The sequence below is a fragment of the Pseudaquabacterium terrae genome (genome assembly GCF_013266755.1).
GTDB classification, from domain to species: Bacteria; Pseudomonadota; Gammaproteobacteria; order Burkholderiales; family Burkholderiaceae_C; genus Pseudaquabacterium; species Pseudaquabacterium terrae.
In genome coordinates this window covers 638197-664217 of the sequence record NZ_JABRWJ010000005.1, presented here as the reverse complement: position 1 = coordinate 664217, position 26021 = coordinate 638197, and the positions used below count along the sequence as shown (strand labels likewise).

Here is a 26021-nt window from a genome sequence, read left to right as displayed (position 1 = left end):
GGGATCCTTCAGGCCGGGCTGAAGCGATCGACCGCGTCGGTGATCAGGCCGTCGATGCCGAGCGCCTTCAGGCGTTCGGCCTCGGCCACGTCATTGACGGTATAGCACAGCGCCCGGAGGCCGGCCTCGCGCAGCTGGCCGCGCAGCGCGGCATCCATCAGCGTGTGCTTGCTGACGACGGCGACGCAGCTCAAAGCGCGTGCAACGCCGGACCAGCCGTCCCACAGCGTGTCGAGCAGCAGCGCGCGCGGCAGCTCGGGCGCGGCGGCCTGTGCCGCGGCGAGTGCTTCGGGGCGGAACGAGCTCAGCAGCGGCGGCAGCGGCTGGCCCGCCCACAGCCGCTGGGCGTGCTGCGCGACCACCTCGCCGGTGCGCGCTTCGTGGCCCGGCGTCGGCTTGATCTCGATGTTCAGCGCGAAGCGGTTGTGCTGCACGTAGGCGGCGATCGCCGCCAGCGTCGGCATCGGCTCGCCGGCGTAGGTGCGGCTGTGCCAGGCGCCGGCGTCGAGTTGCGACAGAGCCTCCCAACGCCGTTCGCCGGCGCTGCCGCTCTGTGGTGTCGTGCGCTCCAGCGTCGCGTCGTGCAGCAGGAACGGGACCTCGTCGGCGGACAGCTTGACGTCGCATTCGAAGGCCCGGTAGCCATGCGCCGCACCGAGCCGGAAGGCCGCCAGCGTGTTCTCAGGCGCCAGCTTGCCGGCGCCGCGGTGCGCGATCCACAGCGGGTAGGGCCACGGGGTCATCAACCCACCCGTTGTCCGGTGCCGGCATCGAACCAGTGCAGGTGCTCAGGCGTCGCATTCAGCCGCACCGTGTCGCCGAGCGCGGGTGCCGTCAAGGTCGCATCGATGCGCAGCGTGAACAGCGCGTCGCCGAGCCGGCCGTAGATCAATCGCTCGGCGCCGAGCATCTCGATCATCTCGACCTTCATCGGCCAGCGCCCCTGCGGCGTGAGTTCGGTGTGCTCCGGCCGCAGCCCGAGCACCAGCGTGCCGGCGCGCGGCGCGGCGACCGGCAGCGACAGCTCGGTGCCGCCGACGATGAAACGTGAACCATCGGCCTGGCCGGTCAGCAGGTTCATCGGCGGTGCGCCGATGAAGCCGGCGACGAAGGTCGATGCCGGCTTCGAATAGACGACCTCCGGCGTGCCGATCTGCTCGATGCGGCCGGCGTTCATCACGATCATGCGCTGCGCCAGCGTCATCGCCTCGACCTGGTCGTGCGTGACGAAGAGCGAGGTGACGCCGAGCTCGTGGTGCAGCTTCTGGATCTCCAGCCGCGTCTGCGCGCGCAGCTTGGCATCCAGGTTCGACAGCGGCTCGTCGAACAGGAAGGCCTGCGGCTGGCGCACGATCGCACGGCCCATCGCCACGCGCTGGCGCTGGCCGCCGGAGAGCTGGCGCGGCGTGCGCTCGAGCAGCGCCGACAGCTCGAGGATCTTCGCCGCCTTCTGCACGCGGGTGTCGATCTCGGCCTTCGGCACGCGGGCGATCTTCAGCCCGTAGGCCATGTTGTCGTACACGCTCATGTGCGGGTAGAGCGCGTAGTTCTGGAACACCATCGCGATGTCGCGCTCGGCGGGCTCGACGTCGTTGACGACGCGCGGGCCGATCGAGATCTCGCCCTCGCTGATCTCTTCCAGCCCGGCGACCATGCGCAGCAGCGTGCTCTTGCCGCAGCCAGAGGGGCCGACGATGACGATGAATTCGCCGTCGGCGATGTCGGCGGAGACGCCGTGAATCACCTGAAGCGCCTTGGGACCGCGCCCGTAGCGCTTGATCACGTTGCGGATCGCAATGGCACCCATTCTTTTTCCTTGTTATTTCTCGCTGTCCACCAGGCCCTTGACGAACCACTTCTGCATGCCGATGACGACCATCGCCGGCGGCAGCATCGCCATCAGCGCGGTGGCCATGATCAGGTTCCATTCGTTCTGCGCGTCGCCGCCGGAAATCATGCGCTGGATGCCCAGCACCACCGGGTACATGTTCTCGTCGGTGGTGACCAGCAGCGGCCACAGGTACTGGTTCCAGCCGTAGATGAACTGGATCACGAACAACGCGGCGATCGAGGTCGACGACAGCGGCACCAGCACGTCCTTGAAGAAGCGCATCGGGCCGGCGCCGTCGATGCGCGCGGCCTCGACCAGCTCGTCGGGCACCGTCAGGAAGAACTGCCGGAACAGGAAGGTGGCGGTGGCCGACGCGATCAGCGGGATCGTCAGGCCGGCGAAGCTGTTGAGCATGCCGAGGTCCGACACCACCTTGTAGGTCGGGCTGATGCGCACCTCGACCGGCAGCATCAGCGTGACGAAGATGGCCCAGAAGAAGAACATCCGGAACGGGAAGCGGAAGTAGACGATCGCGAACGCCGACAGCAGCGAGATCGCGATCTTGGCGATCGCGATCACCAGCGCCGTGACCAGGCTGACGAACATCATCCGCGCGACCGGCGCCTTGCTGCCGGCCTGCGCGCCGCTGCCGCCCCAGGCGCCGGCGATGTTGTCCCAGAAGTGGCCGCCCGGCAGCAGCGGCATCGGCGCCTGCACGATGTCCTGCGCGGTGTGGCTGGCCGCGATGATCGTCAGGTAGACCGGGAAAGCGACGATCAGCACGCCGATCAGCAGCACGGCGTGCGAGATGAAGCGGCCGACCTTGTCGCGTTCAACCATCGTGGTGCTCACCCATCAGTAGTTCACCCGGCGTTCGACGTAGCGGAACTGGATCACCGTGAAGACGACGACGATGACCATCAGCACCACCGACTGCGCGGCCGAGCTGCCCAGGTCCAGGCCCTTGAAGCCGTCGTAGTACAGCTTGTAGACGAGGATCTCGGTCTCCTTGCCGGGGCCGCCGTGCGTCGATGCGTCGACGATCGCGAAGGTGTCGAGGAAGACGTAGACGACGTTGACGACGAGCAGGAAGAAGCTGGTCGGCGACAGCAGCGGAAAGACGATGCTCCAGAAGCGCCGCCAGGGCCGTGCGCCATCGATGGCCGCGGCCTCGATCAGCGACTTCGGGATCGACTGCAGGCCGGCCAGGAAGAACAGGAAGTTGTACGAGATCTGCTTCCACACCGCGGCCATCACGATCAGCGCCATCGCGTGGTTGCCGTTGAGCAGGTGGTTCCATTCGTAGCCGGCCGCGCGCAGGTACCAGGCGACGACGCCGATGCTCGGCGCGAACATGAACAGCCACAGTACGCCGGCCACCGCCGGCGCCACCGCGTAAGGCCAGATCAGGAGCGTCTTGTAGGCGGTGGCGCCCTTGATCACGCGGTCGGCCATCACCGCCAGCAGCAGGCTCAAGGACAGGCCGATGCCGGCCACCAGCACCGAGAAGATCGCGGTGGTCCAGAAGCTCTCGAAGTAAGCGGAGTCGTTGACCAGGCGCCGGAAGTTTTCCAGGCCTACCCACTCGACGCTGGTGCCGAAGGCGTCCTGCTGCTGCAGCGACTGGATCAGCGCCTGGCCCGCGGGCCAGAAGAAGAACACCGCGATGATCGCCACCTGGGGCGCGAGCAGCGCCCACGGCAGCCAGACCGAGCGGAAGCGGACTCTTTTTTCGGCGGCCATCAGCCGGCGCCGGGCCGCCCCAAGGCGGCTGAGCGCCCCCTCGGGGGGCAGGAGCGAAGCGACGTGGGGGCCAAGGATCAGCTCGTCAGGTCAATCAGCCCTTGTTCGCCTTCTCGAAACGCTCCAGCAATTCGTTGCCGCGCTGCATCGCCGCGTCCAGCGCTTCCTTGGGCTGCTTCTTGCCCGACCAGACCTGTTCCATTTCCTCGTCGATCACGGTGCGGATCTGCACCATGTTGCCCAGGCGGATGCCGCGCGACTTGTCGGTGGTCTTGCGGATCATCTGCGTGACCGCGACGTCGGTGCCCGGGTTCTTCTTGTAGAAGCCGCTCTTGTCGGTCAGGTCGAACGCGGCCTTGGTGATCGGCAGGTAGCCGGTGCGCTGGTGGCTCTTGGCCTGCACTTCGGCGCTGGACAGGTAGTTGAAGAAGGTCGCGACGGCCTTGTACTCGGCCGGCTTCTTGCCCGACAGCGCCCACAGGCTGGCGCCGCCGATCACCGTGTTCTGCGGCGCGCCGGTGACGTCCGGATAGAACGGCAGCGGTGCCATGCCGTAGGCGAACTTGGCGTTCTTCGAGACGTTGCCGTACAGCGCCGACGAACCGGTGTACATCGCGCATTCGCCCGACGGGAAGGTGGCGTCCGGCGTGTTGTTGCGGCCCTTGTAGACGAACAGGCCCTGCTTGCTCATGTTGGCCAGGTTCTCGATGTGGCGCACGTGCAGCGGCGTGTTGATCGCCAGCCGCGTGTCGAGGCCGCCGAAGCCGTTGTTCTTGGTCGCGAACAGCGTGTTGTGCCAGGCCGAGAAGCTCTCCAGCTGCGTCCAGCTCTGCCAGCTCGTCGTGAACGGGCACTTGTGGCCGCTGGCCTTGAGCTTGGCGGCGGCCAGCGCCACCTCGGGCCAGGTCGACGGCGCCTTCTCGGTGTCGAGGCCGGCCGCCTTGAAGGCGTCCTTGTTGTAATAGAAGATCGTCGTCGAGCTGTTGAAGGGCAGGCTCAGCATCTGGCCGTTCGGCGCGGTGTAGTAGCCGGCGACCGCGGGCACGTAGGCCGACTGGTCGAACTTCATGCCGGCGTCCTTCATGACCTGCGCCACCGGCACGATGGCGCCCTTGCTGGCCATCATCGTCGCGGTGCCGACCTCGAACACCTGCAGGATGTGCGGCGCGTTGCCGGCGCGGAAGGCAGCGATCGCCGCGGTCATCGACTGGTCGTAGCTGCCCTTGAAGACCGGCACGACCTTGTAGTCCTTCTGGCTGGCGTTGAATTCGTTGGCCAGGTCGTTGACCCATTCGCCGAGCGCAGCGCCCATCGAGTGCCACCACTGGATCTCGACCTGGGCCTGGACGGGCAGCGTGAAGGCGGCCAATGCGGCGGCAACGCCGGCGAGGCGGATGTGCGTTTTCATGTGGTCTCCGGGAGGCACTGGGTGGACAAAGCCGCGCAGTGTGGTCGTGTTTTGTGACAGCCCAGTTTCGGTCGACCCCAGCGCGGCGGGCACCGGGGGAAACCCGTCGGAACCTGGGTCGCGCTGCGAGCACACGCGGGCGGCGCTCAGGGTTCGCCCGGGGTTGCTTGCTGCGCTGCGGTACCATACCCCGCCAGGTGCCTGCCCCGGTCACGCTGGTCAATTCAAGCAGTAGCCAGCGCCTGGAACCGATGAACGCACCGCTCGTAATTCCCCCGACGACGAACACCGGCGAAGACGACGCAGCCGCGCCGCGCCTGCGCGAGATCCCGTACAACTACACCTCGTTCTCCGACCGCGAGATCGTCATCCGCCTGCTCGGCGAGCGCGCCTGGGAGGTGCTGAACACGCTGCGCGACGAGCGCCGCACCGGCCGCTCGGCGCGCATGCTCTACGAGGTGCTGGGCGACATCTGGGTCGTGCAGCGCAACCCGTACCTCGAAGACGACATGCTCGACAACCCGAAGCGGCGCGGGCTGTTGATCGATGCGCTGAACCACCGCTTGAACGAGGTCCAGCGCCGGCGCACGCCGGAAGTCGATGCGGTGCGCGACGCGCGTGTCGGTGAGCTGATCGATGCCGCGCGCGGCGCGGTGCAGCGCTTCGCGACGCACTTCTCGACGGTGTGGGACCTGCGCCAGCGCGCGCGCAAGCTGCTGGCCAAGCACACCGCGAAGGACAACATCAAGTTCGACGGCCTGTCGCGCGTCTCGCACGTCACCGACGCCACCGACTGGCGCGTCGAATACCCGTTCGTCGTATTGACGCCCGACAGCGAGGCCGAGATGGCCGAGCTGGTGCGCGGCTGCGTCGAGCTCGACCTGACGATCATTCCGCGCGGCGGCGGCACCGGCTACACCGGCGGCGCGGTGCCGCTGACCTGGAAGAGCGCGGTGATCAACACCGAGAAGCTCGAGCAGATGACCGAGGTCGAGCTGGTCGACCTGCCCGGCGTCGCGCATCCGGTGCCGACGATCTGGACCGGTGCCGGCGTCGTCACGCAGCGCGTGGCCGATACCGCCGAGCGCGCGGGCTTCGTCTTCGCGGTCGACCCCACGTCGGCCGAGGCCTCGTGCGTCGGCGGCAACATCGCGATGAACGCCGGCGGCAAGAAGGCCGTGCTGTGGGGCACCGCGCTCGACAACCTGGCGAGCTGGCGCATGGTGACGCCCGAAGCCAAGTGGCTCGAGGTGGTGCGCCAGGACCACAACCTCGGCAAGATCCACGATGCGCCGGTGGCGCGCTTCGAGCTGCGCTGGTTCGATGCCACGGGCCAGAAGCTCGAGCGCAAGGAATGGCTGGAGATCCCCGGCTCGGTGTTCCGCAAGGAAGGCCTGGGCAAGGACGTCACCGACAAGTTCCTCGCCGGCCTGCCCGGCATCCAGAAGGAAGGCTGCGACGGCCTGATCACCAGCGCGCGCTGGATCGTGCACCGCATGCCCAAGCACGTGCGCACGGTGTGCCTGGAGTTCTTCGGCAATCCGCGCGAAGCGGTGCCCTCGATCGTCGAGATCAAGGACTTCATGTTCGAGGACCAGAAGAAGGGCGGGGCGATCCTCGCCGGCCTGGAACACCTCGACGACCGCTATCTGAAGGCCGTCGGCTACACGACCAAGAGCAAGCGCGGCGCCGCCGGCGGCAGCAATGCGCTGCCGAAGATGGTGCTGATCGGCGACATCGTCGGCGACGACGAGAACGCCGTCGCGCGCGCCGCCAGCGAGGTCGTGCGCATCGCCAACAGCCGCTCGGGCGAAGGCTTCACCGCCGTCTCGGCCGATGCGCGCAAGAAGTTCTGGCTCGACCGCAAGCGCACCGCGGCGATCGCCCGCCACACCAACGCCTTCAAGATCAACGAGGACGTGGTGATCCCGCTCGAGCGCATGGGCGAGTACACGCTGGGCATCGAGCGCATCAACATCGAGCTGAGCCTGCGCAACAAGCTCCAGCTGCTCGAGCGGCTCGAGGCCTTCTTCGCCCGCGGCTCGCTGCCGCTGGGCCGCGCCGACGATGCCGGCGAGATCCCGAGCGCCGAGCTGCTCGAGGACCGCGTGCAGCAGGCGCTGGCGCTGATCCGCGAAGTGCGCGCGCTGTGGCAGCACTGGCTCGACCACCTCGACAATGCGCCGCCGCGCCGCGACGTGGCCGAGGACCCGCGCAGTTATTTCGAGCAGCTGCAGGACAAGACGCTGCGCGCGAGCTGGAAGCTGCAGGTGCTCAAACCCCTGCAGAGCCTGTTCGCCGGCGAGGCCTTCACGCCGATCCTCGACGAGTGCCGGCGCATCCACAAGGAGGTGCTGCGCGGCCGCACCTGGGTGGCGCTGCACATGCATGCCGGCGACGGCAACGTGCACACCAACATCCCCGTCAACAGCGACAACTACGAGATGCTGCAGACGGCGCATGCAGCGGTGGCCCGCATCATGACGCTGGCACGAAGCCTGGGCGGCGTGATCTCCGGCGAGCACGGCATCGGCATCACCAAGCTCGAATTCCTGACCGACGAGGAAACGCGCGACTTCACCGACTACAAGGCGCGCATCGATCCCGAAGGGCGCTTCAACAAGGGCAAGCTGCTGCGCGGCGCCGCGCTGCGCGCGCTCGGCGACGACGTGTTCCACGCCGACCTGTCGCATGCCTACACGCCGAGCTTCGGGCTGATGGGCCACGAGTCGCTGATCATGCAGCAGAGCGACATCGGCGCGATCAGTGAGTCGATCAAGGACTGCCTGCGCTGCGGCAAGTGCAAGCCGGTGTGCGCGACGCACGTGCCGCGCGCGAACCTGCTCTACAGCCCGCGCAACAAGATCCTCGCCACCTCGCTGCTGGTCGAGGCCTTCCTGTACGAGGAGCAGACGCGCCGCGGCGTCAGCATCAAGCACTGGGAGGAGTTCGAGGACGTCGCCGACCACTGCACGGTCTGCCACAAGTGCCTGTCGCCGTGCCCGGTGAAGATCGACTTCGGCGACGTGTCGATGAACATGCGCAACCTGCTGCGCAAGATGGGGCAGAAGAGCTTCCGCCCGGCGGCGGCGTTCCAGTCGTTCATGATCGGCACGACGCAGCCGCAGGCGATCAACATCGCGCACACGCTGACCAACCTGAGCTTCAAGGCGCAGCGCCTCGGCCACGACATGCTGAAGGTGGTCGCGCGCAAGCAGACGCTGGCGCCGCCCGCGACCGTGGGCACCGCGCCGCTGAAGGAGCAGGTGATCCACTTCATCAACAAGAAGATGCCGGGCGGATTGCCGAAGAAGACCGCGCGCGCGCTGCTCGACATCGAGGACCGCGACTACGTGCCGATCATCCGCAATCCGCGCAGCACGACCAGTGAGACCGAGGCGGTCTTCTATTTCCCCGGCTGCGGTTCGGAGCGCCTGTTCAGCCAGGTCGGGCTGGCGACGCAGGCGATGCTGTGGCATGCCGGCGTGCAGACCGTGCTGCCGCCGGGCTACCTGTGCTGCGGTTATCCGCAGCGCGGCGCCGGCGAGTTCGACAAGGCCGACAAGATCATCACCGACAACCGGGTGCTGTTCCACCGCGTCGCCAACACGCTGAACTACCTCGACATCAAGACCGTCGTCGTCAGCTGCGGCACCTGCTACGACCAGCTGCAGGGATATGAATTCGAGCAGATCTTTCCCGGCTGCCGGATCATCGACATCCACGAGTACCTGCTCGAGAAGAACATCAAGCTCGACGGCGGCGGCGGCTACCTCTACCACGACCCCTGCCACAGCCCGCTGAAGCTGCAGGAGCCGATGAAGACGGTGAAGGCGCTGGTTGGCGATGGCGTGATCAAGAGCGAGCGCTGCTGCGGCGAGAGCGGCGGCCTGGCGACGTCGCGGCCGGACATCTCGACGCAGATCCGCTTCCGCAAGGAAGAGGAGATCCGCAAGGGCGAGGCCGCGCTGCGCGAGAAGGGCCTCGTCGGCACGCAGCGGGGGCAGGACAACGTGAAGATCCTGACGTCGTGCCCGAGCTGCCTGATGGGCTTGTCGCGCTACGGCGAGGACCTGAGCAACGGCCTGCTCGAAGCCGACTACATCGTCGTCGAGATGGCGCGCAAGATCCTCGGCGAGAGCTGGATGCAGGACTACGTCGCCAGGGCGAACGACGGCGGCATCGAGCGGGTGCTGGTCTAGCGGAGGAACGTACATGGCCCGTGCAAGCAACCCTTCTCCCCAACCCACCGCGCTGACGCTGCACCAGGCGTCGCGCGTCCTCGAGATCGGCTTCGACGACGGTTCGGTCTACCGCATACCGTTCGAGCTGCTGCGCATCCATTCGCCATCCGCGGAGGTGCAGGGCCACGGTCCCGGCCAGGAGATCCTGCAGACCGGCAAGCGCGACGTGAACATCGTCGCGATCGAGCCGATCGGCAACTACGCGATCAAGCCGGTGTTCAGCGACGGTCACGAGACCGGGCTGTACTCGTGGGGGCTGCTGTACCAGCTTGGCTCGCAGCAGGACGCGCACTGGCAGCGTTACTTCGAGCGCCTTGCCGCCGCCGGTGTCGACCGCGATGCGCCGATGCCCGGGGCCGATGGCGCCGGCGGCGCGGGCGGGGCCTGCGGCCATCACGGGCACTGATCACCGGCTTCCTCTTCCGTCATCGCGAGGCATTCCATGGCCAAGACCCATTTCGGCTTCGAGACCGTCGACGAGGCGGACAAGGCGCGCAAGGTGCGCGGCGTGTTCGACTCCGTCGCCCAGCGCTATGACCTGATGAACGACCTGATGTCGGCCGGCATGCACCGCGCGTGGAAGGCCTACACGGTCGCCGTCGCGCAGGTGCGGCCGGGCCACCAGGTGCTCGACATCGCCGGCGGCACCGGCGACCTGGCGCGGGCCTTCGCGCGCCAGGCCGGACCCGATGGGCTGGTGGTGCACACCGACATCAACGAGACGATGCTGCGCACCGGCCGCGACCGGCTGATCGACGAGGGCCTCGCGCTGCCGACGCTGACCTGCGATGCCGAGAAGCTGCCGTTCGCGGACGCGCGCTTCGACCGCGTCTCGGTCGCCTTCGGCCTGCGCAACATGACCCGCAAGGAACAGGCGCTCACCGAGATGTGCCGGGTGCTGAAGCCGGGCGGGCGGCTGCTGGTGCTGGAGTTCTCCAAGGTTGCCGAGCCGCTGCGCAAACCCTATGACTGGTACTCGATGAACGTGCTGCCCTGGCTGGGCAAGCTGGTTGCAGGCGACGGCGGGAGTTACCGCTACCTGGCCGAATCGATCCGCATGCACCCTGACCAGCAGACCTTGAAGGCGATGATGAAGAGCGCTGGTTTCGGCCATGTCGACGTGCACAACCTGACGGCGGGCGTCGTCGCACTGCACGTGGGTATCAAATGCTGACGCCGCGCTGCCGCCTGGTTGCGCTCGCGCTCGCCGCCGTTGTCGCCGTGGGTTGCGGCGAGAAGAAGGAACGCGCCTCGCAGACCGCCGCGCGCGTCGATCGCGAGGAGGTCACGGTCCAGCAGATCAGCTTCGTGCTGCAGCAGCGCAACGTGCGCCCCGAGCAGACCGAGAGCGCGAGCCGCCAGGTGCTCGAACGCCTGATCGACCAGCAGCTCGCCCTGCAGAAGGCCGAGGAACTGAAGCTCGACCGTGACCCGCGCGTCGTGCAGCAGCTCGATGCGGCGCGGCGCGAGGTCCTCGCCCGCGCCTATGTCGAGAAGGTCGGCGAAGCGGCGACCAAACCGACGCCCGACGAGGTCAAGAAGTACTACGACGACAAGCCGGGGCTGTTCAAGGACCGCCGCATCTACAACCTGCAGGAGATCGCCATCGAGGCGCGCCCCGAGCAGCTCGGTGCGCTGCGCGAAGCGCTCGGCCAGGCCAAGACGACCGCCGATTTCATCGAACACCTGAAATCCAACGACTATCGCTTCGGCGCCAACCAGGCGGTGCGGGCGGCAGAGCAGGTGCCGCTGCAGAACATCGACACGCTGTCGCGCATGAAGGACGGCCAGGCCGTGCTGACGGCAACGCCGACCGGTGCGACGGTGGTCGTGCTGGCCGGCTCGCGCAGCCAGCCGATCGACGAGGAACGCGCGCGGCCGGTGATCGAGCAGTACCTGCTCAACGAGCGCCGGCGCAAGCTCGTCGAAGAGGACGTCAAGGCCATGCGCGCGGCCGCGAAGATCGAGTACGTCGGCAAGTTCGCGGTCCCGGCGCCGGCGGGCGCGGCGTCCGTGCCGGTGCCGGCTTCCGGCAGCGGTGCGTCCGACAGCGACAGCGGCAAGGGCAGCGGGCCGAAGAAGTGAAGCGCCTTCGCGCCGCCGCCCTGCCTGGTGCCTGCCTGCTGTGCAGTCTGGCCAGCGGCTGCGGTGCGGCGCTCACCGCGACACCCGCGCCGATGGTGGCCGCGGCGCAGGAATACCGGCTCGGCGCCGGTGACGTGATCCGCATCAACGTCCACCAGCACCCGGACCTGTCGGTCGAATCAAGGATTGCCGAAGGCGGTGACGTCAGCCACCCGCGGCTGGGTCCGGTACGCGTCGGCGGGCAGACGGTCACGGCGGCCGAAAGGACAATCGCCGAGCGCCTGCGCGCCGGCGGCTTCGTCCAGCAGCCGCAGGTGACGATCGTCCTGATGACGCAGCGGATTCAGTAGGGGTGTTGCGCGCTGCCCATCAGAACGCGCGCTCGCGCAGCACCTGCATCAGGTACTGGCCGTAGCCGTTCTTCAGCATCGGCTGCGCCTGTGCGGCCACCTGCTCGGCGCTGATCCAGCCGGCGCGGTAGGCGATCTCCTCCGGGCAGGCCACCTTCAGGCCCTGGCGCTTCTCCAGCGTGGCGATGAACTGGCTGGCCTCGAGCAGGCTGTCGTGCGTGCCGGTGTCGAGCCAGGCGTAGCCGCGGCCCATGATCTCGACCTCCAGTTGCGCCTGCTGCAGGTAGTGCGCGTTGACGGTGGTGATCTCCAGCTCGCCGCGCGCCGACGGCTTGATCTGCGCGGCGATGTCGCAGACCTGCTCGTCGTAGAAGTACAGCCCGGTGACCGCGTAGTTGCTCTTCGGCTGCTTCGGCTTTTCCTCGATGCTCAGCGCGCGGCGCTGCGCGTCGAACTCGACGACGCCGTAGCGCTCCGGGTCGGTGACGTGGTAGGCGAACACCGTCGCGCCGCGTTCGGTGACGGCCGCACGCTGCAGCAGCGTCTGGAAGTCGTGGCCGTAGAAGAGGTTGTCGCCGAGCACCAGCGCGCTCGGGTGGTCGCCGATGAACTCGCGGCCGAGGATGAAGGCCTGCGCCAGGCCGTCGGGGCTGGGCTGCACGCAGTAGCTCAGGTTCAGCCCGAAGCGGCTGCCGTCGCCGAGCAGCGCCTCGAAGCGCGGCGTGTCCTGCGGCGTGCTGATCACCAGGATGTCGCGCATGCCGGCGAGCATCAGCGTCGACAGCGGGTAGTACACCATCGGCTTGTCGTACACCGGCAGCAGCTGCTTGCTGACGGCCAAAGTGGCCGGGTGCAGCCGGGTGCCCGAGCCGCCGGCGAGGATGATGCCCCGGCGCGGCTTCATGCGGTCGCTCCGCCGCCGTACTGCTTCGACATCCAGTCGCGGTAACCGCCGCTCTGCACGTCGGCGACCCAGTCGGCATGGTCCAGGTACCACTGCACCGTCTTGCGGATGCCGGTGGCAAAGGTCTCGGCCGGGCGCCAGCCGAGCTCGCGCTCGATCTTGCGCGCGTCGATGGCGTAGCGGCGGTCGTGGCCCGGACGGTCGGCGACGTGGGTGATCAAGCGGGCACGCGGGCCGGCCGGGTCGGGGCGCAGCTCGTCGAGCAGCGCGCAGATCGTCAGCACGATGTCGCGGTTGGCCTGCTCGTTCCAGCCGCCGACGTTGTAGGTCTCGCCGACCCGGCCGCGCTCGAGCACGGTGCGGATCGCGCTGCAGTGGTCGCCGACGTAGAGCCAGTCGCGCACCTGCAGCCCGTCGCCGTAGACCGGCAGTGGCTTGCCCGCCAGCGCGTTGACGATCATCAGCGGGATCAGCTTTTCGGGGAAGTGATAGGGCCCGTAGTTGTTGCTGCAGTTGGTCGTCAGCACCGGCAGGCCGTAGGTGTGGTGCCAGGCGCGCACCAGGTGGTCGCTGGCCGCCTTGCTCGCCGAGTACGGGCTGTTCGGCTCGTAGACGTGCTGCTCGGTGAATGCAGGGGCCGCGGGGCCCAGGCTGCCGTAGACCTCGTCGGTGGAGACGTGATGGAAGCGGAACGCGCTCTTCGCGTCGCCCTGCAAGGTCGCGAAGTGGCCACGCGCCGCCTCGAGCAGCGTGAAGGTGCCCATCACGTTGGTGCGCATGAACTCGCCCGGCCCGTGGATGCTGCGGTCGACGTGGCTCTCGGCCGCGAAGTGCACGATCGCGCGCGGCCGGTGCTCGGCGAGCAGGCCGTCGAGCAGCGCACGATCGCCGATGTCGCCCTTGACGAAGACGTGCCGCGCATCGCCCTGCAGCGAGGCCAGGTTCCTCAGGTTGCCGGCGTAGCTCAGCAGGTCGAGGTTGACGACGGTCTCGTCGCTGCCCGCCAGCCAGTCGAGCACGAAGTTGCTGCCGATGAAGCCGGCGCCGCCGGTGACGAGGATGGTCATTTGGCTGCAGCCTTGGCTCGGCGCTTCGCTGCCACCGGAATCTGCACTCCGAAGGCATCCGCCATGCGCAGGGCGTTCCGAGCAGCCTCGGCCAGCGCCTTGTGCAAGGCCGGGCGAGAAGGCGTCAGCGGCGGTTCCGGGCGCGCGCCGCCTGCCGGTGCAGTCTTTGCCATGTGAGCTTGTCCTCGACAGTCGTACCGCCCCGATTATGCGAGGCGACAAGCTGGCTGATTCCGGCTGCCGAGTTGTCGAACACGGTCCATTCGTCGGCACATGCAATGTACAGGTCGAAGAAGTTCGACAGGCTGCGCCCGAAGCGCCGACGCACTGTCTCCACCGCAACGTCGTGTCCACCAAGGCGAACGCGCATGCGAACGCGTCGAACCGCCAAGGTCGCATCGCGCAGCGAGAAATAGAAGATCGATACCCGATAGCCACGTTGTCGCAGCGCGGCCAAGAAGGCGGCAAAGCTGCGGCTCGACAGTGTCGATTCGAAAGCGAAGTCCGCTTCGTCAGCGGCCAGCTGCCCAAGGCGGCGCAGCATGATCCGTCCGGCCTCGAAGTCGACCGCGGCGGTGTCCCGACCCGACAGCCCGCGGGCGATGTAGTCGGCGTTGACGAACAGGCTGATTCCCAACTGTCGAAGGATCGGCTCCGCATGAGTCGTTTTGCCGGCGCCGTTCGGGCCGGCGAAGACAATGACACGCGGCGCGCGCTTCACAACCTGGGGTCAGCTGCGGCCGTAGGTGTCCTCGAAGCGCACGATGTCGTCTTCGCCCAGGTAGCTACCCGACTGCACCTCGATGATCTCGAGCGGCACCTTGCCGGGGTTCGCGAGGCGGTGCACCTGGCCGAGCGGGATGTAGGTGCTCTGGTTCTCGGTCAGCAGCACCACCTTGTCGCCGTTGGTGACCTCGGCGGTGCCGGAGACGACGATCCAGTGCTCGGCGCGATGGTGGTGCTTCTGCAGGCTCAAGGACGCGCCCGGCTTGACGAGGATGCGCTTGACCTGGAAGCGCGGGCCGGCGTCGATCGAGTCGTACCAGCCCCAGGGCCGGTGCACCTTGCGGTGCAGCGCGTGTTCGCCGCGCTGCTCGGCGCCGAGCTGCGCGACGATCTGCTTGACCTCCTGGCTGCGCTCGCGGTCGGCCACCAGCACCGCGTCGGCGGTCTCGACGACGACGATGTCGGTCAGCCCGACGGCGCTGACCAGCCGGCTCGTCGCATGCACCAGCGTATTGCGCGAGTCCTTGATGATCGCGTCGCCGACGCTCGCATTGCCCTGGCCGTCCTTCGGCAGCACCTGCCACACCGCTTCCCACGCGCCGAGGTCGTTCCAGCCGGCATTCAGCTCGACCATGCGGATGTCGAACGCGCTGCCGGGGCACTTCTCCATCACCGCGTAGTCGACCGACTCGCTCGGCACCGTGGCGAAGCGCTTGGCATCGGGGCGAACGAAGCGCGCATCGGTGGTGCGGGCATCGAACGCGGCGCGGGTGGCGGCGGCGATGTCGGGACGGAAGCTCTCGAGCGCGGCCAGCCACACCGAGGCCTTCAGCACGAACATGCCGGCGTTCCAGAAGTAGCCACCGTCGGCGAGGTAGCCCTCGGCGGTGGCCTGGTCCGGCTTCTCGACGAAGCGCGCGACGCGCGGCGCCTCGCCGTTCGCCGCCGCGCCGGCGACGCGGATGTAGCCGTAGCCGGTTTCGGGCCGCTCGGGCGTCACGCCGAGGATCGCGATCGCGCCGCCGGCGGCCAGGCTCACTGCCCGCTGCAGCGCGGCGCCGAAAGCGGCCTCGTCGCCGATCGTCTGGTCCGCCGGCGTGACCACCAGCACCGGGTCGGCGCCGCCGGCGCAGGCCTGCAGCGCGGCCAGCGTCAGGGCCGGCGCGGTGTTGCGGCCCATCGGCTCGAGCAGCAGCGCGGCCGGCTCGGCCTTCAGCTCGCGCAATTGGTCGAGCACCAGGAAGCGATGCTCCTCGTTGCCGACGACCAGCGGCGCAGCGACCGTGATCTCGCCTGCGGCCAGCCGCTGCAGCCGCGACGCGGCCTGCTGGAACAGGCTGGAGTTGCCCGACAGCACGAGGAACTGCTTCGGGTAGCCGGAGCGCGACAGCGGCCACAGCCGGGTGCCGGAGCCGCCGGCCATGATCACGGGTTGGACGTCTACGACGCTCATGGATTCTTGAAACCTTCGGGGTTGAGGGACTGCCAGCGCCAGCTGTCGCTGCACATGCGGGCCAGGTCGTGTTGCGCCCGCCAGCCTAGCAGGCTCGCGGCGAGCGACGGATCGGCATAACACGCAGCGACATCGCCGGGACGCCGCGGCACGACCTGGTAGGGCACCGGGCGACCGCTGGCCTCGGCATAGGCGCGCACCAGCTCCAGCACGCTGTGGCCGCGGCCCGTGCCGAGGTTGACGGTGAACGAGCCCGGCGCGTCGAACAGCCGGCGCAGCGCGGCGACATGGCCCTCGGCCAGATCGACGACGTGGATGTAGTCGCGCACGCCGGTGCCGTCGGGCGTCGGGTAGTCGTCGCCGAACACCGACAGCTGCGGCCGGCGGCCGATCGCCACCTGCGCGACGTAGGGCATCAGGTTGTTCGGCGTGCCGCCGGGGTCCTCGCCGATGCGGCCGCTCTCGTGCGCGCCGACCGGGTTGAAGTAGCGCAGGCAGGCGGTCTGCCACGCGGGGCCGATGGCCCCGTCCCCGTTCGCTCGGGCGTCCGCGGCGACCAGGTCCTTCAGGATCTGCTCGCCGATCAGCTTGGTCTGGCCGTACGGGTTGGTCGCCGACAGCGGCGAATCCTCGGTGATCGGCAGCCGCTCGGGGTCGCCGTAGACGGTCGCGCTGGAGCTGAAGACCAGGCGCCGGCAGCCGGCGGCCTGCATCGCGCGGCAGATCGTGATCAGCCCGCCGAGGTTGTTCGCGTAGTAGTCGAGCGGCCGCTGCACCGATTCGCCGACCGCCTTGTGCGCCGCGAAGTGCACCACGGCATCGATGTGCCGCCGCGTGAAGAGCGCCTGCATCGCCGCCGCGTCGCCGACGTCGGCGCGCTCGAACTCGGGCGCCTGCGGACCCAGCTCGCGCAGCCGGTCGAGCACCAGCGGCGAGCTGTTCGAGAAGTCATCGACGCCGACGACCTTGAAGCCCGCGTCCTGCAGTGCGAGCCAGGTGTGCGAGGCGATGTAGCCGGTGGCGCCGGTCAGCAGGATGGTGGGCATCGGGACGGTCTGAAGCGCGCGGAGGCACTCATTGTCCTGCACGCATGGGGGTCGGCAGGCGGCCGGACACGCAGGCGTTCAGCCATCGCCGCTGCCTACAATGCGGCGATGTTTCAAGCCCTGCAGGCCCTGCTGGCACCGGCGCTGATGGAGCGCCTGGTGCTGGTCGTCAACCACGTGCTGTCGAGCGAGCCGGCGGCGACGGAGCGGCTCACACCGCATGCCGGCCGCGTGCTGCGCCTCGAGCTCGAGGGCTGGCCGCGCCTGCTGCCGGCGCCGCCGCGGCTGGTCTTTCGCATCACGCCGGCGGCGTTGGTCGAGTGGTGTGCCGGCGACGACGTGCCCGCCGATGCCGACCTGGTCGTGCGCGTCGACGCGTCGAACCCCGCCGCCCTGGCGCTGAAGGCGCTGGCCGGCGAGACGCCGGCGCTGGCCATCGACGGTGATGCGCAATTCGCCGCCGACATCGACTGGCTCAGCAAGAACCTGCGCTGGGACATCGCCGCCGACCTGGAGCGGCTGTTCGGGCCGGTGGTCGCGCATGAAGTTGCGCGGCTGGGCTCGCTGCTGGCGCGTGGCTTGCGCGCCGCGGTGCAGGCCGCGTCGCCCGCCGCGCGCGCCGCTGACGGGCCCGGTACGCGTCCTTGATGGGTCACTTCTTCCGGCTCGTCTACATCGCGTTCACCGTCCTGCGCTTCGGCCTGGATGAGGTCGCGCTGTCGGGCTTCCGGCAGCGTTGGGTGCGCGCGATGGTCTACGTGGCGACGATCGGCCGCCGGCTGCAGGCGCCGCGCGGCGAGCGGCTGCGGCGTGCGCTCGAGAAGCTCGGACCGATCTTCGTCAAGTTCGGCCAGGTGCTGTCGACGCGGCGCGACCTGCTGCCGCTGGACGTCGCCGACGAGCTCGCCCGGTTGCAGGATCGCGTGCCGCCGTTTCCGGGCGTGCAGGCGGTGGCGATGATCGAGCGGGCGTTCGGTCGGCGCATCGATCAGATCTTCAAGGCGTTCGACCCGGAGCCGGTGGCCAGCGCGTCGATCGCGCAGGTGCACTTCGGCGTGCTGCTCGACGGCCGGGAGGTGGCTGTCAAGGTGCTGCGCCCCGGCATGCTGCAGGTCATCGAGCACGACCTGCAACTGATGCACACGCTGGCCCGGCTGGTCGAGCGCGTCTGGACCGATGCCAAGCGGCTGAAGCCGCGCGAGGTCGTTGCCGAGTTCGACACCTACCTGCACGACGAGCTCGACCTGGTGCGCGAGGCCGCCAACGCCGCGCAGCTGCGGCGCAACATGGAAAGCCTCGGCCTGGTGATGGTGCCCGAGATGGTGTGGGACCTGTGCACGCCGGCGGTGATCGTCATGGAGCGCATGAACGGCGTGCCGATCAGCCAGGTGCCGCGGCTGCGCGAAGCCGGTGTCGACATCAAGAAGCTGGCGCGCGACGGCGTGACGATCTTCTTCACGCAGGTCTTCCGCGACGGCTTCTTCCACGCCGACATGCACCCCGGCAACATCCAGGTCAGCATCGCGCCGCAGACCTTCGGCCGCTACATCGCGCTCGACTTCGGCATCATCGGCACGCTCACCGAGTGGGACAAGGACTACCTGGCGCAGAACTTCCTGGCCTTCTTCCGGCGCGACTACAAGCGTGTCGCCGAGCTGCACATCGAAAGCGGCTGGGTGCCGCCGGGCACGCGGGTCGATGCGCTGGAAAGCGCGATCCGCGCCGTCTGCGAGCCGCACTTCGACCGGCCGCTGAAGGACATCTCGCTCGGCGCGGTACTGATGCGGCTGTTCCAGACCTCGCGCCGCTTCAATGTCGAGATCCAGCCGCAGCTGGTGCTGTTGCAGAAGACGCTGCTGAACATCGAGGGCCTCGGCCGCCAGCTCGATCCGGAGCTCGACCTGTGGAACACCGCCAAGCCGTTCCTCGAACAGTGGATGAATCAGCAGGTCGGCTGGGCCGGCCTGACCGACCGCCTGAAGAACGAGGCGCCGCGTTATGCGCAGCTGCTGCCCGAGCTGCCGCGGCTGATCCACCAGGCGCTGCTGCGCCAGCAGGGGCCCGATCCGGCGCAGCTCGCGCTGTTGGCCGAGATGCGGCGCAGCAACCGGCTGATGCGCTCCGCGCTGCTCGGCGGCGCGGCGCTGCTGGCCGGCGCGATCGGGCTGCAGCTCTATCTGTACTGGCCGTATTGAACCGACTTGGCCCTGACGCGCGCGTGTAGATAATGCGCGGCGCGGCTTGGCGCTTGCTTGGCCGCTCCCTGTCGTCGCTGCCCCGACCATCGCATGAACACCATCCTGATCGTCTTCGTCGTGCTCTACCTGCTGGGCACCCTGGCCCTCGGCGTGTGGGCCGGCACGCGCATCAAGAACACGGCAGATTTCGCGATCGCCGGGCGCCGGCTGCCGTTGATCATGGTCGTCACGACGACCTTCGCGACCTGGTTCGGCGCCGAGACGGTGATGGGCATCCCGGCCAAGTTCGTGCAGGGCGGCCTCGGCTCGATCGTCGAGGACCCGTTCGGCGCCGGCACCTGCCTGATCCTGGTGGGCCTGTTCTTCGCGATGAAGCTCTACCGGCAGAACCTGCTGACGATCGGCGACTTCTACCGCCAGCGCTTCGGCAAGGGCATCGAGGTGTTCTGCTCGACGGCGATCATCCTCAGCTACCTCGGCTGGGTCGCGGCGCAGATCACCGCGCTCGGCCTGGTCTTCTCGGTGCTGACGGACGGCGCGATGTCGGAGACCACCGGCATGATCGTCGGCACGCTGGCGGTGCTGATCTACGTTGTCGTCGGCGGCTTCCTCGCGGTGGCCTGGACCGACTTCATCCAGATGATCGTGCTGGTGATCGGCCTGACGGTGATCGCGATCTTCGCCAGCGACCTGGCCGGTGGCGCCGACAAGGTGTTCGCGATGGCGACGCAGAAGGAGCTGTGGAACTTCTTCCCCGAGCCGAGCTTCAAGGACATCGCCTTCTTCATCGCCGCGGGCCTGACGATGATGCTGGGCAGCATCCCGCAGCAGGACGTGTTCCAGCGCGTGATGTCGGCCAAGGACGCGCCGACCGCGCGCTCGGGCGCAGTGATCGGCGGCGTCAGCTACATCCTGTTCGCGTTCGTGCCGATGTTCGTCGTCGCCTGCGCGGTCGTCGTGATGGGCCAGCAGGCGATGGAGCTGGCCAAGGACGACTACCAGCGCCTGCTGCCGACCTTCGTGCTGACCAAGATGCCGCTGTTCATGCAGATCCTGTTCTTCGGCGCGCTGCTGTCGGCGATCAAGAGCACCTCGTCGGCGACGCTGCTGGCACCGTCGACCAGCTTCGTCGAGAACATCCTGAAGAACCTGCGCCCGCACATGAACGACCGCCAGCAGCTGCTGGCGATGCGCTGGAGCATCGTGATCTTCGCCGCGCTGGTGCTGGCCTATGCGATCGCGATGAAGGGCACGCCGATCTACGACCTGGTGTCCTCGGCCTACCAGGTGACACTGGTCGGGGCCTTCGTGCCGCTGGCGATGGGCGTGTACTGGAAGCGCGCGACGACCCAGGGTGCGATCTTCTCGGTCGCTGCCGGCATCGGCGTGTGGATCCTGTTCTTCCCGCAGATCAGCACGCTGGGCGAGGCCTTCCCGGGCCAGTTGGCCGGGTTGATCGCCGCGCTGGTGGGCATGGTGGCGGGCTCGCTGATGCCGCAGTTCCTGCAGAACCGGCACGAGATGCAGCACCCCATCGCGGGCTTGAACGCGTAAGGCTTCACCCCCATATCCCGGAGCGCCGGCGTCAAGACAGCCGGCGCCCGTATAATTTTCTGTTTTGCATCAAGGGTTTAGCCATGCCGATCTACGCCTACCGCTGCGCTGAATGTGGCCACGCGAAAGACGTGCTGCAGAAGCTCAGCGACCCCGTGCTCAGCACCTGCCCGGCCTGCGGGGCCGAGGCGTTCAGCAAGCAGGTCACCGCCGCGGGCTTCCAGCTGAAGGGCTCCGGCTGGTACGCCACCGATTTCAAGGGCGGCGCGGCCGCCCCGGCGCCGGCGGCGCCCGAGGCCGCCAAGCCGGCTGCCGGCGACACGTCGGCACCGGCCGCAGCGCCCGCTGCGTCGCCTGCATCTGCGCCTGCACCGGCTGCTGCCACGGGCAGTGGCACGGCCTGCGGCGGCTCCTGCGCCTGCCACTGAGGCGGCTTCTCGACCTCGCCCGAGCCTCCGAAAGCGCCCTTGAAGAAATACCTGATTGCCGGCCTGCTGGTCTGGCTGCCACTGGCCATCACCCTGTGGGTGCTGCTGTGGCTGTACGGCGCGATGGACGGCATGTTCCTGTGGCTGCTGTCGGGCCTGCAGAAGGCGGTGCCGGCGGGCGTCGTCTCCGACGGGCTCGAAAGCCTGCGCGGCATCCCGTTCCTCGGCGTGTTCGTGATGGTCGCGCTGCTGCTGGGCACCGGCGTCTTCGCCACCAACATGTTCGGCCAGTGGTGGCTGCGCCAGGGCGACCGCTTGCTCGGCCGCATCCCGATCGTCAAGTCGATCTACAGCTCGGTCAAGCAGGTCTCGGACACGCTGTTCTCGAGCGACGGCAACGCCTTCCGCGAAGCGGTGCTGGTGCAGTACCCGCACCAGGGCTCGTGGACGATCGCCTTCGTCACCGGGCGGCCGAGCGGCGAGGTCGCCGCGCATCTGGCCGGCGACCACGTCAGCCTGTACGTGCCGACGACGCCGAACCCGACCTCGGGCTTCTTCCTGATCATGCCGCGTTCCGCCGTGCGCCCGCTGCACATGAGCGTCGACGAGGCGCTGAAGTACATCATCTCGATGGGTGTGGTGGCGCCGCCGCCGCCCGCGCCCCCGGCCGTGCGGCTGGGGGAGGCTGACCCCAACCGCATGGGTTGAACGCCCGGCAGGCGTTCAGCCCGGAGGGTCCTCACCGGCCCCGCCCGCCACAGCATCCCCGCATTTGCATCGACAGGCGCCGGCCGCGCATTCAGCCGCCGCGTCTTTCGTTTCCGACCCGAAGAAATTCAAGGAGTCCCTTCAATGAGAACCACCTACTGCGGCCTGGTCAGCGAAGCGCTGATGGGCCAGACTGTCACGCTGATGGGCTGGGCGCATCGCCGACGCGACCATGGCGGCGTGATCTTCATCGACCTGCGCGACCGTGAAGGCCTGGTGCAGATCGTCTGCGATCCGGACCGCCCGGAGATGTTCAAGACCGCCGAGGACGTGCGCAACGAGTTCTGCCTGAAGGTGGTGGGCAAGGTGCGCGCGCGGCCGGCCGGCACCGAGAACAGCAACCTCGTCAGCGGCAAGATCGAAGTGCTGGCGCTCGAGCTCGAGGTGCTGAACGCCAGCGTGACGCCGCCGTTCCAGCTCGACGACGAGAACCTGTCGGAGACCGTGCGCCTGACGCACCGCGTGCTCGACCTGCGCCGCCCGGCGATGCAGAAGAACATGATGCTGCGCTACAAGGTGGCGATCGAGGTGCGCAAGTTCCTCGACGAGCAGGGCTTCATCGACATCGAGACGCCGATGCTGACCAAGAGCACGCCCGAGGGCGCGCGCGACTACCTGGTGCCCAGCCGCGTGCACGACGGCATGTTCTTCGCGCTGCCGCAGTCGCCGCAGCTGTTCAAGCAGCTGCTGATGGTCGCTGGCTTCGACCGTTATTACCAGATCACCAAGTGCTTCCGCGACGAAGACTTGCGCGCCGACCGCCAGCCCGAGTTCACGCAGATCGATATCGAGACCTCGTTCCTCGCCGAGGAGGAGATCCGCGCGATCACCGAGGCGATGATCCGCACGGTGTTCCGCAAGGTGATGGGCATCGAGCTGCCGGTCTACGCGCAGCTGAGCTACACCGAGGCGATGCATCGTTACGGTTCGGACAAGCCGGATCTGCGCGTCAAGCTTCAGTTCACTGAGCTGACCGACGTGATGAAGGATGTCGACTTCAAGGTCTTCTCGACGCCGGCCACGACACCGGGCGGCCGCGTGGCCGCGTTGCGCGTGCCGGGCGGCGGCGAGATGAGCCGCGGCGAGATCGATGCCTACACCGAGTTCGTCAAGATCTACGGTGCCAAGGGCCTGGCGTGGGTCAAGGTCAACGACGCCGGCAAGGGCCGCGAAGGCCTGCAGTCGCCGATCGTCAAGAACCTGCACGACGCGGCGATCGCCGAGATCATCGCCCGCACCGGCGCGCGCAACGGCGACCTGATCTTCTTCGGCGCCGACCGGGAGAAGGTCGTCAACGACGCGCTGGGCGCGCTGCGCGTGAAGGTCGGCCACAGCGAATTCGGACGCACGCACGATCTGTTCGAGGACAAGTGGGCGCCGCTGTGGGTCGTCGACTTCCCGATGTTCGAGCACGACGAGGAAGCCGATCGCTGGGTTGCCGTGCACCACCCGTTCACGGCACCCAAGGACGGCCATGAGGATCTGATGACGACCGATCCGGGAAAGTGCGTCGCCAAGGCGTACGACATGGTGCTCAACGGCTGGGAGATCGGCGGCGGCTCGGTGCGTATCCACCGCGCCGACGTCCAGGCCAAGGTCTTCGAAGCGCTGAAGATCGGTCCCGACGAGCAACAGCTGAAGTTCGGCTTCCTGCTCGACGCGCTGCAGTACGGCGCACCGCCGCACGGCGGCCTGGCCTTCGGCCTGGACCGCATCGCGACGCTGATGGCCGGCGCCGAGTCGATCCGCGACGTCATCGCCTTCCCGAAGACGCAACGCGCGCAATGCCTGCTGACGATGGCGCCGAGCGCGGTCGACGAGAAGCAGCTGCGCGAGCTGCACATCCGCCTGCGCAACCCGACGCCGGCGGCCTGAACGGCGCGGGGGCCGCTTGCGGCGGCTCCGAGAGGCGTATAACATTCGTTATAACGTCTTTCGGAGTCCGCCATGCACGCCCTCAAGCTCACCCAGATCGGCAATTCGGTCGGCGTCATCCTGCCCAAGGAAGTGCTGGCCAAGCTGAAGCTCGAGAAGGGCGACACGCTGTACCTGACCGAGAGCCCGGATGGCATGCGCATCACGCCGCACGACCCGGTGTTCGAGGACCAGATGCAGGCCGCGCGCGGCATCATGAAGGCGCGCCGCGCGGTGCTGCGCGAACTGGCCAAGTAAGCGGCCATGGCCGCCAACCAGGACTGGGTCTGGATCGACCCGGCGGTGATCCTTGCCGTGCACGAAGAACAATTGGCCGAGCACGGCGGCGCCGCCGGAATCCGCGATCACGGCATGCTGGAGTCGGCGCTTGGCCGTCCGCGCAACCTGGCGCACTACGGCGAGCCGGATGCGGCTGCCCTCGCTGCCGCTTATGGGTTCGGCCTGGCGCGCAACCATCCGTTCGTCGACGGCAACAAGCGCAGCGCTTTCGTCGCCGTCGAGTTGTTCTTGCGCCTGAACGGCTTTCAGCTCGACGCCAGCGATGCCGACTGCGTGCTGGTCATGCTGGGTCTCGCCGCCGGCGACACCGACGAACTCACCTTCGCCGCCTGGCTGCGCGAGCGCATCGCCGCGCGCTGATCCCCTTTTCTCGCTCGGAGTGCCCCCATGCCCGCCCTCGACGACTTCCGCCACGACCACGAAGCCGGCGTCCGCGCCGACGGCAGCGACGAAACGCTGGACACCACGCGCATCGACGACGTGCGCATCGCCGCGGTGCGCGCGCTGGTGTCGCCGGCGGTGCTGCTGGAGGAGCTGCCGGTGACGCCGCCGATCGAGGCACTGGTCGAGCACACGCGCGAGGCGATCGGCCAGGTGCTGCATGGCCGCGACGACCGGCTCGTCGTGGTCGTCGGCCCGTGCTCGATCCACGATCACGAGCAGGCGCTGGAATACGCCCGGCTGCTGAAGCCGCTGGCCGACGAGCTCGCGGAAGACCTGATCGTCGTGATGCGCGTGTACTTCGAGAAGCCGCGCACGACGGTCGGCTGGAAGGGCTACATCAACGATCCGCGGCTCGACGGCAGCTTCCGCATCAACGAGGGCCTGCGCCGCGCACGCGCGCTGCTGCTGGAGATCTCCGCGCTCGGCCTGCCCGCCGGCACCGAGTTTCTCGACCTGCTGACGCCGCAGTACCAGGCCGACCTGATCGCCTGGGGTGCGATCGGCGCGCGCACCACCGAGAGCCAGAGCCATCGCCAGCTGGCGTCGGGCCTGTCGTGCCCGGTCGGCTTCAAGAACGGCACCGACGGCAGCGTGCAGGTCGCTGCCGACGCGGTGCTGGCGTCCGCCGCGCCGCACTCGTTCATGGGCATGACGAAGATGGGCGTCGCGGCGATCTTCGAGACCCGCGGCAACCCGGACGGCCACGTCATCCTGCGCGGCGGCAAGCAGCCGAACTACGCTGCCGCCGACGTCGAGGCCACCTGCGCGGTATTGCGCCGAGCGAACCTGCGCGAGCAGGTGATGATCGACTGCTCGCACGCCAACTCGGCCAAGCAGCACCGGCGCCAGATCGGCGTCGCGCAGGACATCGCCGCGCAGCTGGCCGCCGGCGAGCGCCGCATCATGGGCGTGATGGTCGAGAGCCATTTGAGCGAGGGCCGACAGGATTTGAAGCCGGGCGTTGCGCTGCAGCCGGGCGTCTCCATCACCGACGCGTGCATCAGCTGGGACGACACGGTGCCGGTGCTGCGCGGTCTTGCGCAGGCGGTGCGCAAGCGCCGCGGCGGTTGAATGAGCCGGCCTCCGAAGATTCCGGAGAGCGTGTTGGTCGTGATCCACACGCCGGCGCTCGAGGTGCTGCTGATCGAGCGCGCCGACCAGCCGGGCTTCTGGCAAAGCGTCACCGGCTCGAAGGACCGCGCCGACGAGCCGCTGATCGAGACCTGCGTGCGCGAAGTGGCCGAGGAGACCGGTCTGGCGATCGGCTCAGCAGAATTACCGCTCGCCGCGCTGCAGGACTGGCAACTTGCGAACCTCTACGAAATCTACCCGGTATGGCGCCACCGCTACGCCCCGGGCGTGACCCACAACACCGAGCACGTGTTCGGTCTGACGCTGCCGGCGCCGCGGCCCGTGCAGCTCAATCCGCGCGAGCATTTGCAGCACGCCTGGCTGCCATGGCGCGAAGCGGCCGATCGCTGCTTCTCGCCGTCCAACGCCGAGGCGATACTGCAGCTGCCCCGCTTCGTGATGCGCTGAGCGGCGACAGAAGCCCCGG

25 protein-coding genes are annotated in these 26021 nt (G+C 68.3%); 15 read left to right on the top strand and 10 right to left on the bottom strand.

Annotated features, from left to right (window positions below; all coding sequences use genetic code 11):
• Positions 1 to 8: 8 nt before the first annotated feature.
• The 5 genes from ugpQ to ugpB form a co-directional block, all read right to left on the bottom strand.
• Positions 9 to 743 (bottom strand): glycerophosphodiester phosphodiesterase, encoded by a 735-nt coding sequence (gene ugpQ / locus HLB44_RS19010; protein ID WP_173125394.1) that lies wholly within the window; start codon positions 741 to 743, stop codon positions 9 to 11.
• The gene (locus HLB44_RS19005) at positions 743 to 1807 is read right to left on the bottom strand and encodes a sn-glycerol-3-phosphate import ATP-binding protein UgpC (RefSeq protein ID WP_173125392.1); all 1065 of its coding nucleotides are present in this window, start codon (positions 1805 to 1807) and stop codon (positions 743 to 745) included. The genes ugpQ and HLB44_RS19005 overlap by 1 nt, the downstream gene beginning before the upstream one ends.
• Before the next feature lie 12 nt (positions 1808 to 1819).
• Positions 1820 to 2671, bottom strand: a complete 852-nt coding sequence (gene ugpE, locus HLB44_RS19000) for a sn-glycerol-3-phosphate ABC transporter permease UgpE (RefSeq protein ID WP_173125390.1) — start codon at positions 2669 to 2671, stop codon at positions 1820 to 1822.
• A gap of 15 nt (positions 2672 to 2686) precedes the next feature.
• Positions 2687 to 3574 (bottom strand): sn-glycerol-3-phosphate ABC transporter permease UgpA, encoded by an 888-nt coding sequence (ugpA, locus tag HLB44_RS18995; protein WP_173125388.1) that lies wholly within the window; start codon positions 3572 to 3574, stop codon positions 2687 to 2689.
• 94 nt (positions 3575 to 3668) lie between these two features.
• Positions 3669 to 4982, bottom strand: a complete 1314-nt coding sequence (gene ugpB, locus HLB44_RS18990) for a sn-glycerol-3-phosphate ABC transporter substrate-binding protein UgpB (protein WP_173125386.1) — start codon at positions 4980 to 4982, stop codon at positions 3669 to 3671.
• Positions 4983 to 5233: 251 nt separating this feature from the next.
• On the opposite strand from ugpB, the gene HLB44_RS18985 reads away from it, so the two are divergent.
• Genes HLB44_RS18985 through HLB44_RS18965 form a run of 5 tightly spaced genes read left to right on the top strand, consistent with a single transcriptional unit; the run spans position 5234 to position 11661 of the window.
• Entirely contained in the window at positions 5234 to 9184 is a 3951-nt protein-coding gene (locus HLB44_RS18985) for a DUF3683 domain-containing protein (RefSeq protein WP_173125384.1), read from the top strand.
• 13 nt (positions 9185 to 9197) lie between these two features.
• On the top strand, positions 9198 to 9632 hold the full coding sequence (locus tag HLB44_RS18980; RefSeq protein ID WP_173125382.1) for a gamma-butyrobetaine hydroxylase family protein: 435 nt from the start codon (positions 9198 to 9200) through the stop codon (positions 9630 to 9632).
• A gap of 36 nt (positions 9633 to 9668) precedes the next feature.
• Positions 9669 to 10400, top strand: a complete 732-nt coding sequence (gene ubiE, locus HLB44_RS18975) for a bifunctional demethylmenaquinone methyltransferase/2-methoxy-6-polyprenyl-1,4-benzoquinol methylase UbiE (protein WP_173125380.1) — start codon at positions 9669 to 9671, stop codon at positions 10398 to 10400.
• Complete coding sequence (locus tag HLB44_RS18970) at positions 10394 to 11311, top strand: EpsD family peptidyl-prolyl cis-trans isomerase (protein ID WP_173125378.1); 918 nt, start codon at positions 10394 to 10396, stop codon at positions 11309 to 11311. Before ubiE ends, HLB44_RS18970 begins: the two co-directional genes overlap by 7 nt.
• Entirely contained in the window at positions 11308 to 11661 is a 354-nt protein-coding gene (locus HLB44_RS18965; protein WP_343051387.1) for a polysaccharide biosynthesis/export family protein, read from the top strand. Before HLB44_RS18970 ends, HLB44_RS18965 begins: the two co-directional genes overlap by 4 nt.
• A 19-nt stretch (positions 11662 to 11680) precedes the next feature.
• Here the strand turns inward: HLB44_RS18965 and rfbA are convergent, their stop codons facing one another.
• The 5 genes from rfbA to galE form a co-directional block, all read right to left on the bottom strand.
• Positions 11681 to 12565 (bottom strand): glucose-1-phosphate thymidylyltransferase RfbA, encoded by an 885-nt coding sequence (gene rfbA / locus HLB44_RS18960; protein WP_173125376.1) that lies wholly within the window; start codon positions 12563 to 12565, stop codon positions 11681 to 11683.
• On the bottom strand, positions 12562 to 13632 hold the full coding sequence (rfbB, locus tag HLB44_RS18955; protein ID WP_173125373.1) for a dTDP-glucose 4,6-dehydratase: 1071 nt from the start codon (positions 13630 to 13632) through the stop codon (positions 12562 to 12564). Before rfbB ends, rfbA begins: the two co-directional genes overlap by 4 nt.
• Positions 13633 to 13756: 124 nt before the next feature.
• Entirely contained in the window at positions 13757 to 14353 is a 597-nt protein-coding gene (locus HLB44_RS18950; protein ID WP_173125371.1) for an AAA family ATPase, read from the bottom strand.
• A 9-nt stretch (positions 14354 to 14362) separates the two neighbouring features.
• Positions 14363 to 15811, bottom strand: a complete 1449-nt coding sequence (locus tag HLB44_RS18945; RefSeq protein WP_173125369.1) for a mannose-1-phosphate guanylyltransferase/mannose-6-phosphate isomerase — start codon at positions 15809 to 15811, stop codon at positions 14363 to 14365.
• Positions 15808 to 16857: a UDP-glucose 4-epimerase GalE gene (galE, locus tag HLB44_RS18940; RefSeq protein WP_173125367.1), complete on the bottom strand. Its 1050-nt coding sequence runs from the start codon at positions 16855 to 16857 to the stop codon at positions 15808 to 15810. The genes HLB44_RS18945 and galE overlap by 4 nt, the downstream gene beginning before the upstream one ends.
• Positions 16858 to 16965: 108 nt before the next feature.
• Here galE and HLB44_RS18935 point away from each other — a divergent pair, with 108 nt between their 5' ends.
• The 10 genes from HLB44_RS18935 to nudB all read left to right on the top strand — a co-directional run bounded on the left by HLB44_RS18935 (position 16966) and on the right by nudB (position 26002).
• The gene (locus HLB44_RS18935) at positions 16966 to 17505 is read left to right on the top strand and encodes an SCP2 sterol-binding domain-containing protein (RefSeq protein WP_173125365.1); all 540 of its coding nucleotides are present in this window, start codon (positions 16966 to 16968) and stop codon (positions 17503 to 17505) included.
• Entirely contained in the window at positions 17505 to 19052 is a 1548-nt protein-coding gene (gene ubiB / locus HLB44_RS18930) for a ubiquinone biosynthesis regulatory protein kinase UbiB (protein ID WP_173125363.1), read from the top strand. The genes HLB44_RS18935 and ubiB overlap by 1 nt, the downstream gene beginning before the upstream one ends.
• A 93-nt stretch (positions 19053 to 19145) precedes the next feature.
• The gene (locus HLB44_RS18925; RefSeq protein WP_173125361.1) at positions 19146 to 20609 is read left to right on the top strand and encodes a high affinity choline transporter 1; all 1464 of its coding nucleotides are present in this window, start codon (positions 19146 to 19148) and stop codon (positions 20607 to 20609) included.
• A gap of 83 nt (positions 20610 to 20692) precedes the next feature.
• A complete protein-coding gene (locus HLB44_RS18920) occupies positions 20693 to 21037 on the top strand; it encodes an FmdB family zinc ribbon protein (RefSeq protein WP_173125359.1) in 345 nt (114 codons plus the stop codon).
• 39 nt (positions 21038 to 21076) lie between these two features.
• A complete protein-coding gene (locus HLB44_RS18915) occupies positions 21077 to 21745 on the top strand; it encodes a DUF502 domain-containing protein (protein ID WP_173125357.1) in 669 nt (222 codons plus the stop codon).
• 144 nt (positions 21746 to 21889) lie between these two features.
• On the top strand, positions 21890 to 23680 hold the full coding sequence (gene aspS, locus HLB44_RS18910; RefSeq protein WP_173125355.1) for an aspartate--tRNA ligase: 1791 nt from the start codon (positions 21890 to 21892) through the stop codon (positions 23678 to 23680).
• Between the two features lie 72 nt (positions 23681 to 23752).
• Positions 23753 to 23977 carry an AbrB/MazE/SpoVT family DNA-binding domain-containing protein gene (locus HLB44_RS18905; RefSeq protein ID WP_173125353.1) on the top strand — a complete coding sequence of 75 codons (225 nt, stop codon included), beginning with the start codon at positions 23753 to 23755 and terminating at the stop codon, positions 23975 to 23977.
• A 6-nt stretch (positions 23978 to 23983) separates the two neighbouring features.
• On the top strand, positions 23984 to 24379 hold the full coding sequence (locus tag HLB44_RS18900; RefSeq protein ID WP_173125351.1) for a type II toxin-antitoxin system death-on-curing family toxin: 396 nt from the start codon (positions 23984 to 23986) through the stop codon (positions 24377 to 24379).
• A gap of 27 nt (positions 24380 to 24406) precedes the next feature.
• Positions 24407 to 25534 (top strand): 3-deoxy-7-phosphoheptulonate synthase, encoded by a 1128-nt coding sequence (locus tag HLB44_RS18895; RefSeq protein ID WP_173125349.1) that lies wholly within the window; start codon positions 24407 to 24409, stop codon positions 25532 to 25534.
• Positions 25535 to 26002, top strand: coding sequence for a dihydroneopterin triphosphate diphosphatase (gene nudB / locus HLB44_RS18890; RefSeq protein WP_173125347.1), 468 nt, complete (start codon positions 25535 to 25537; stop codon positions 26000 to 26002).
• The last annotated feature ends 19 nt before the right edge of the window (positions 26003 to 26021 follow it).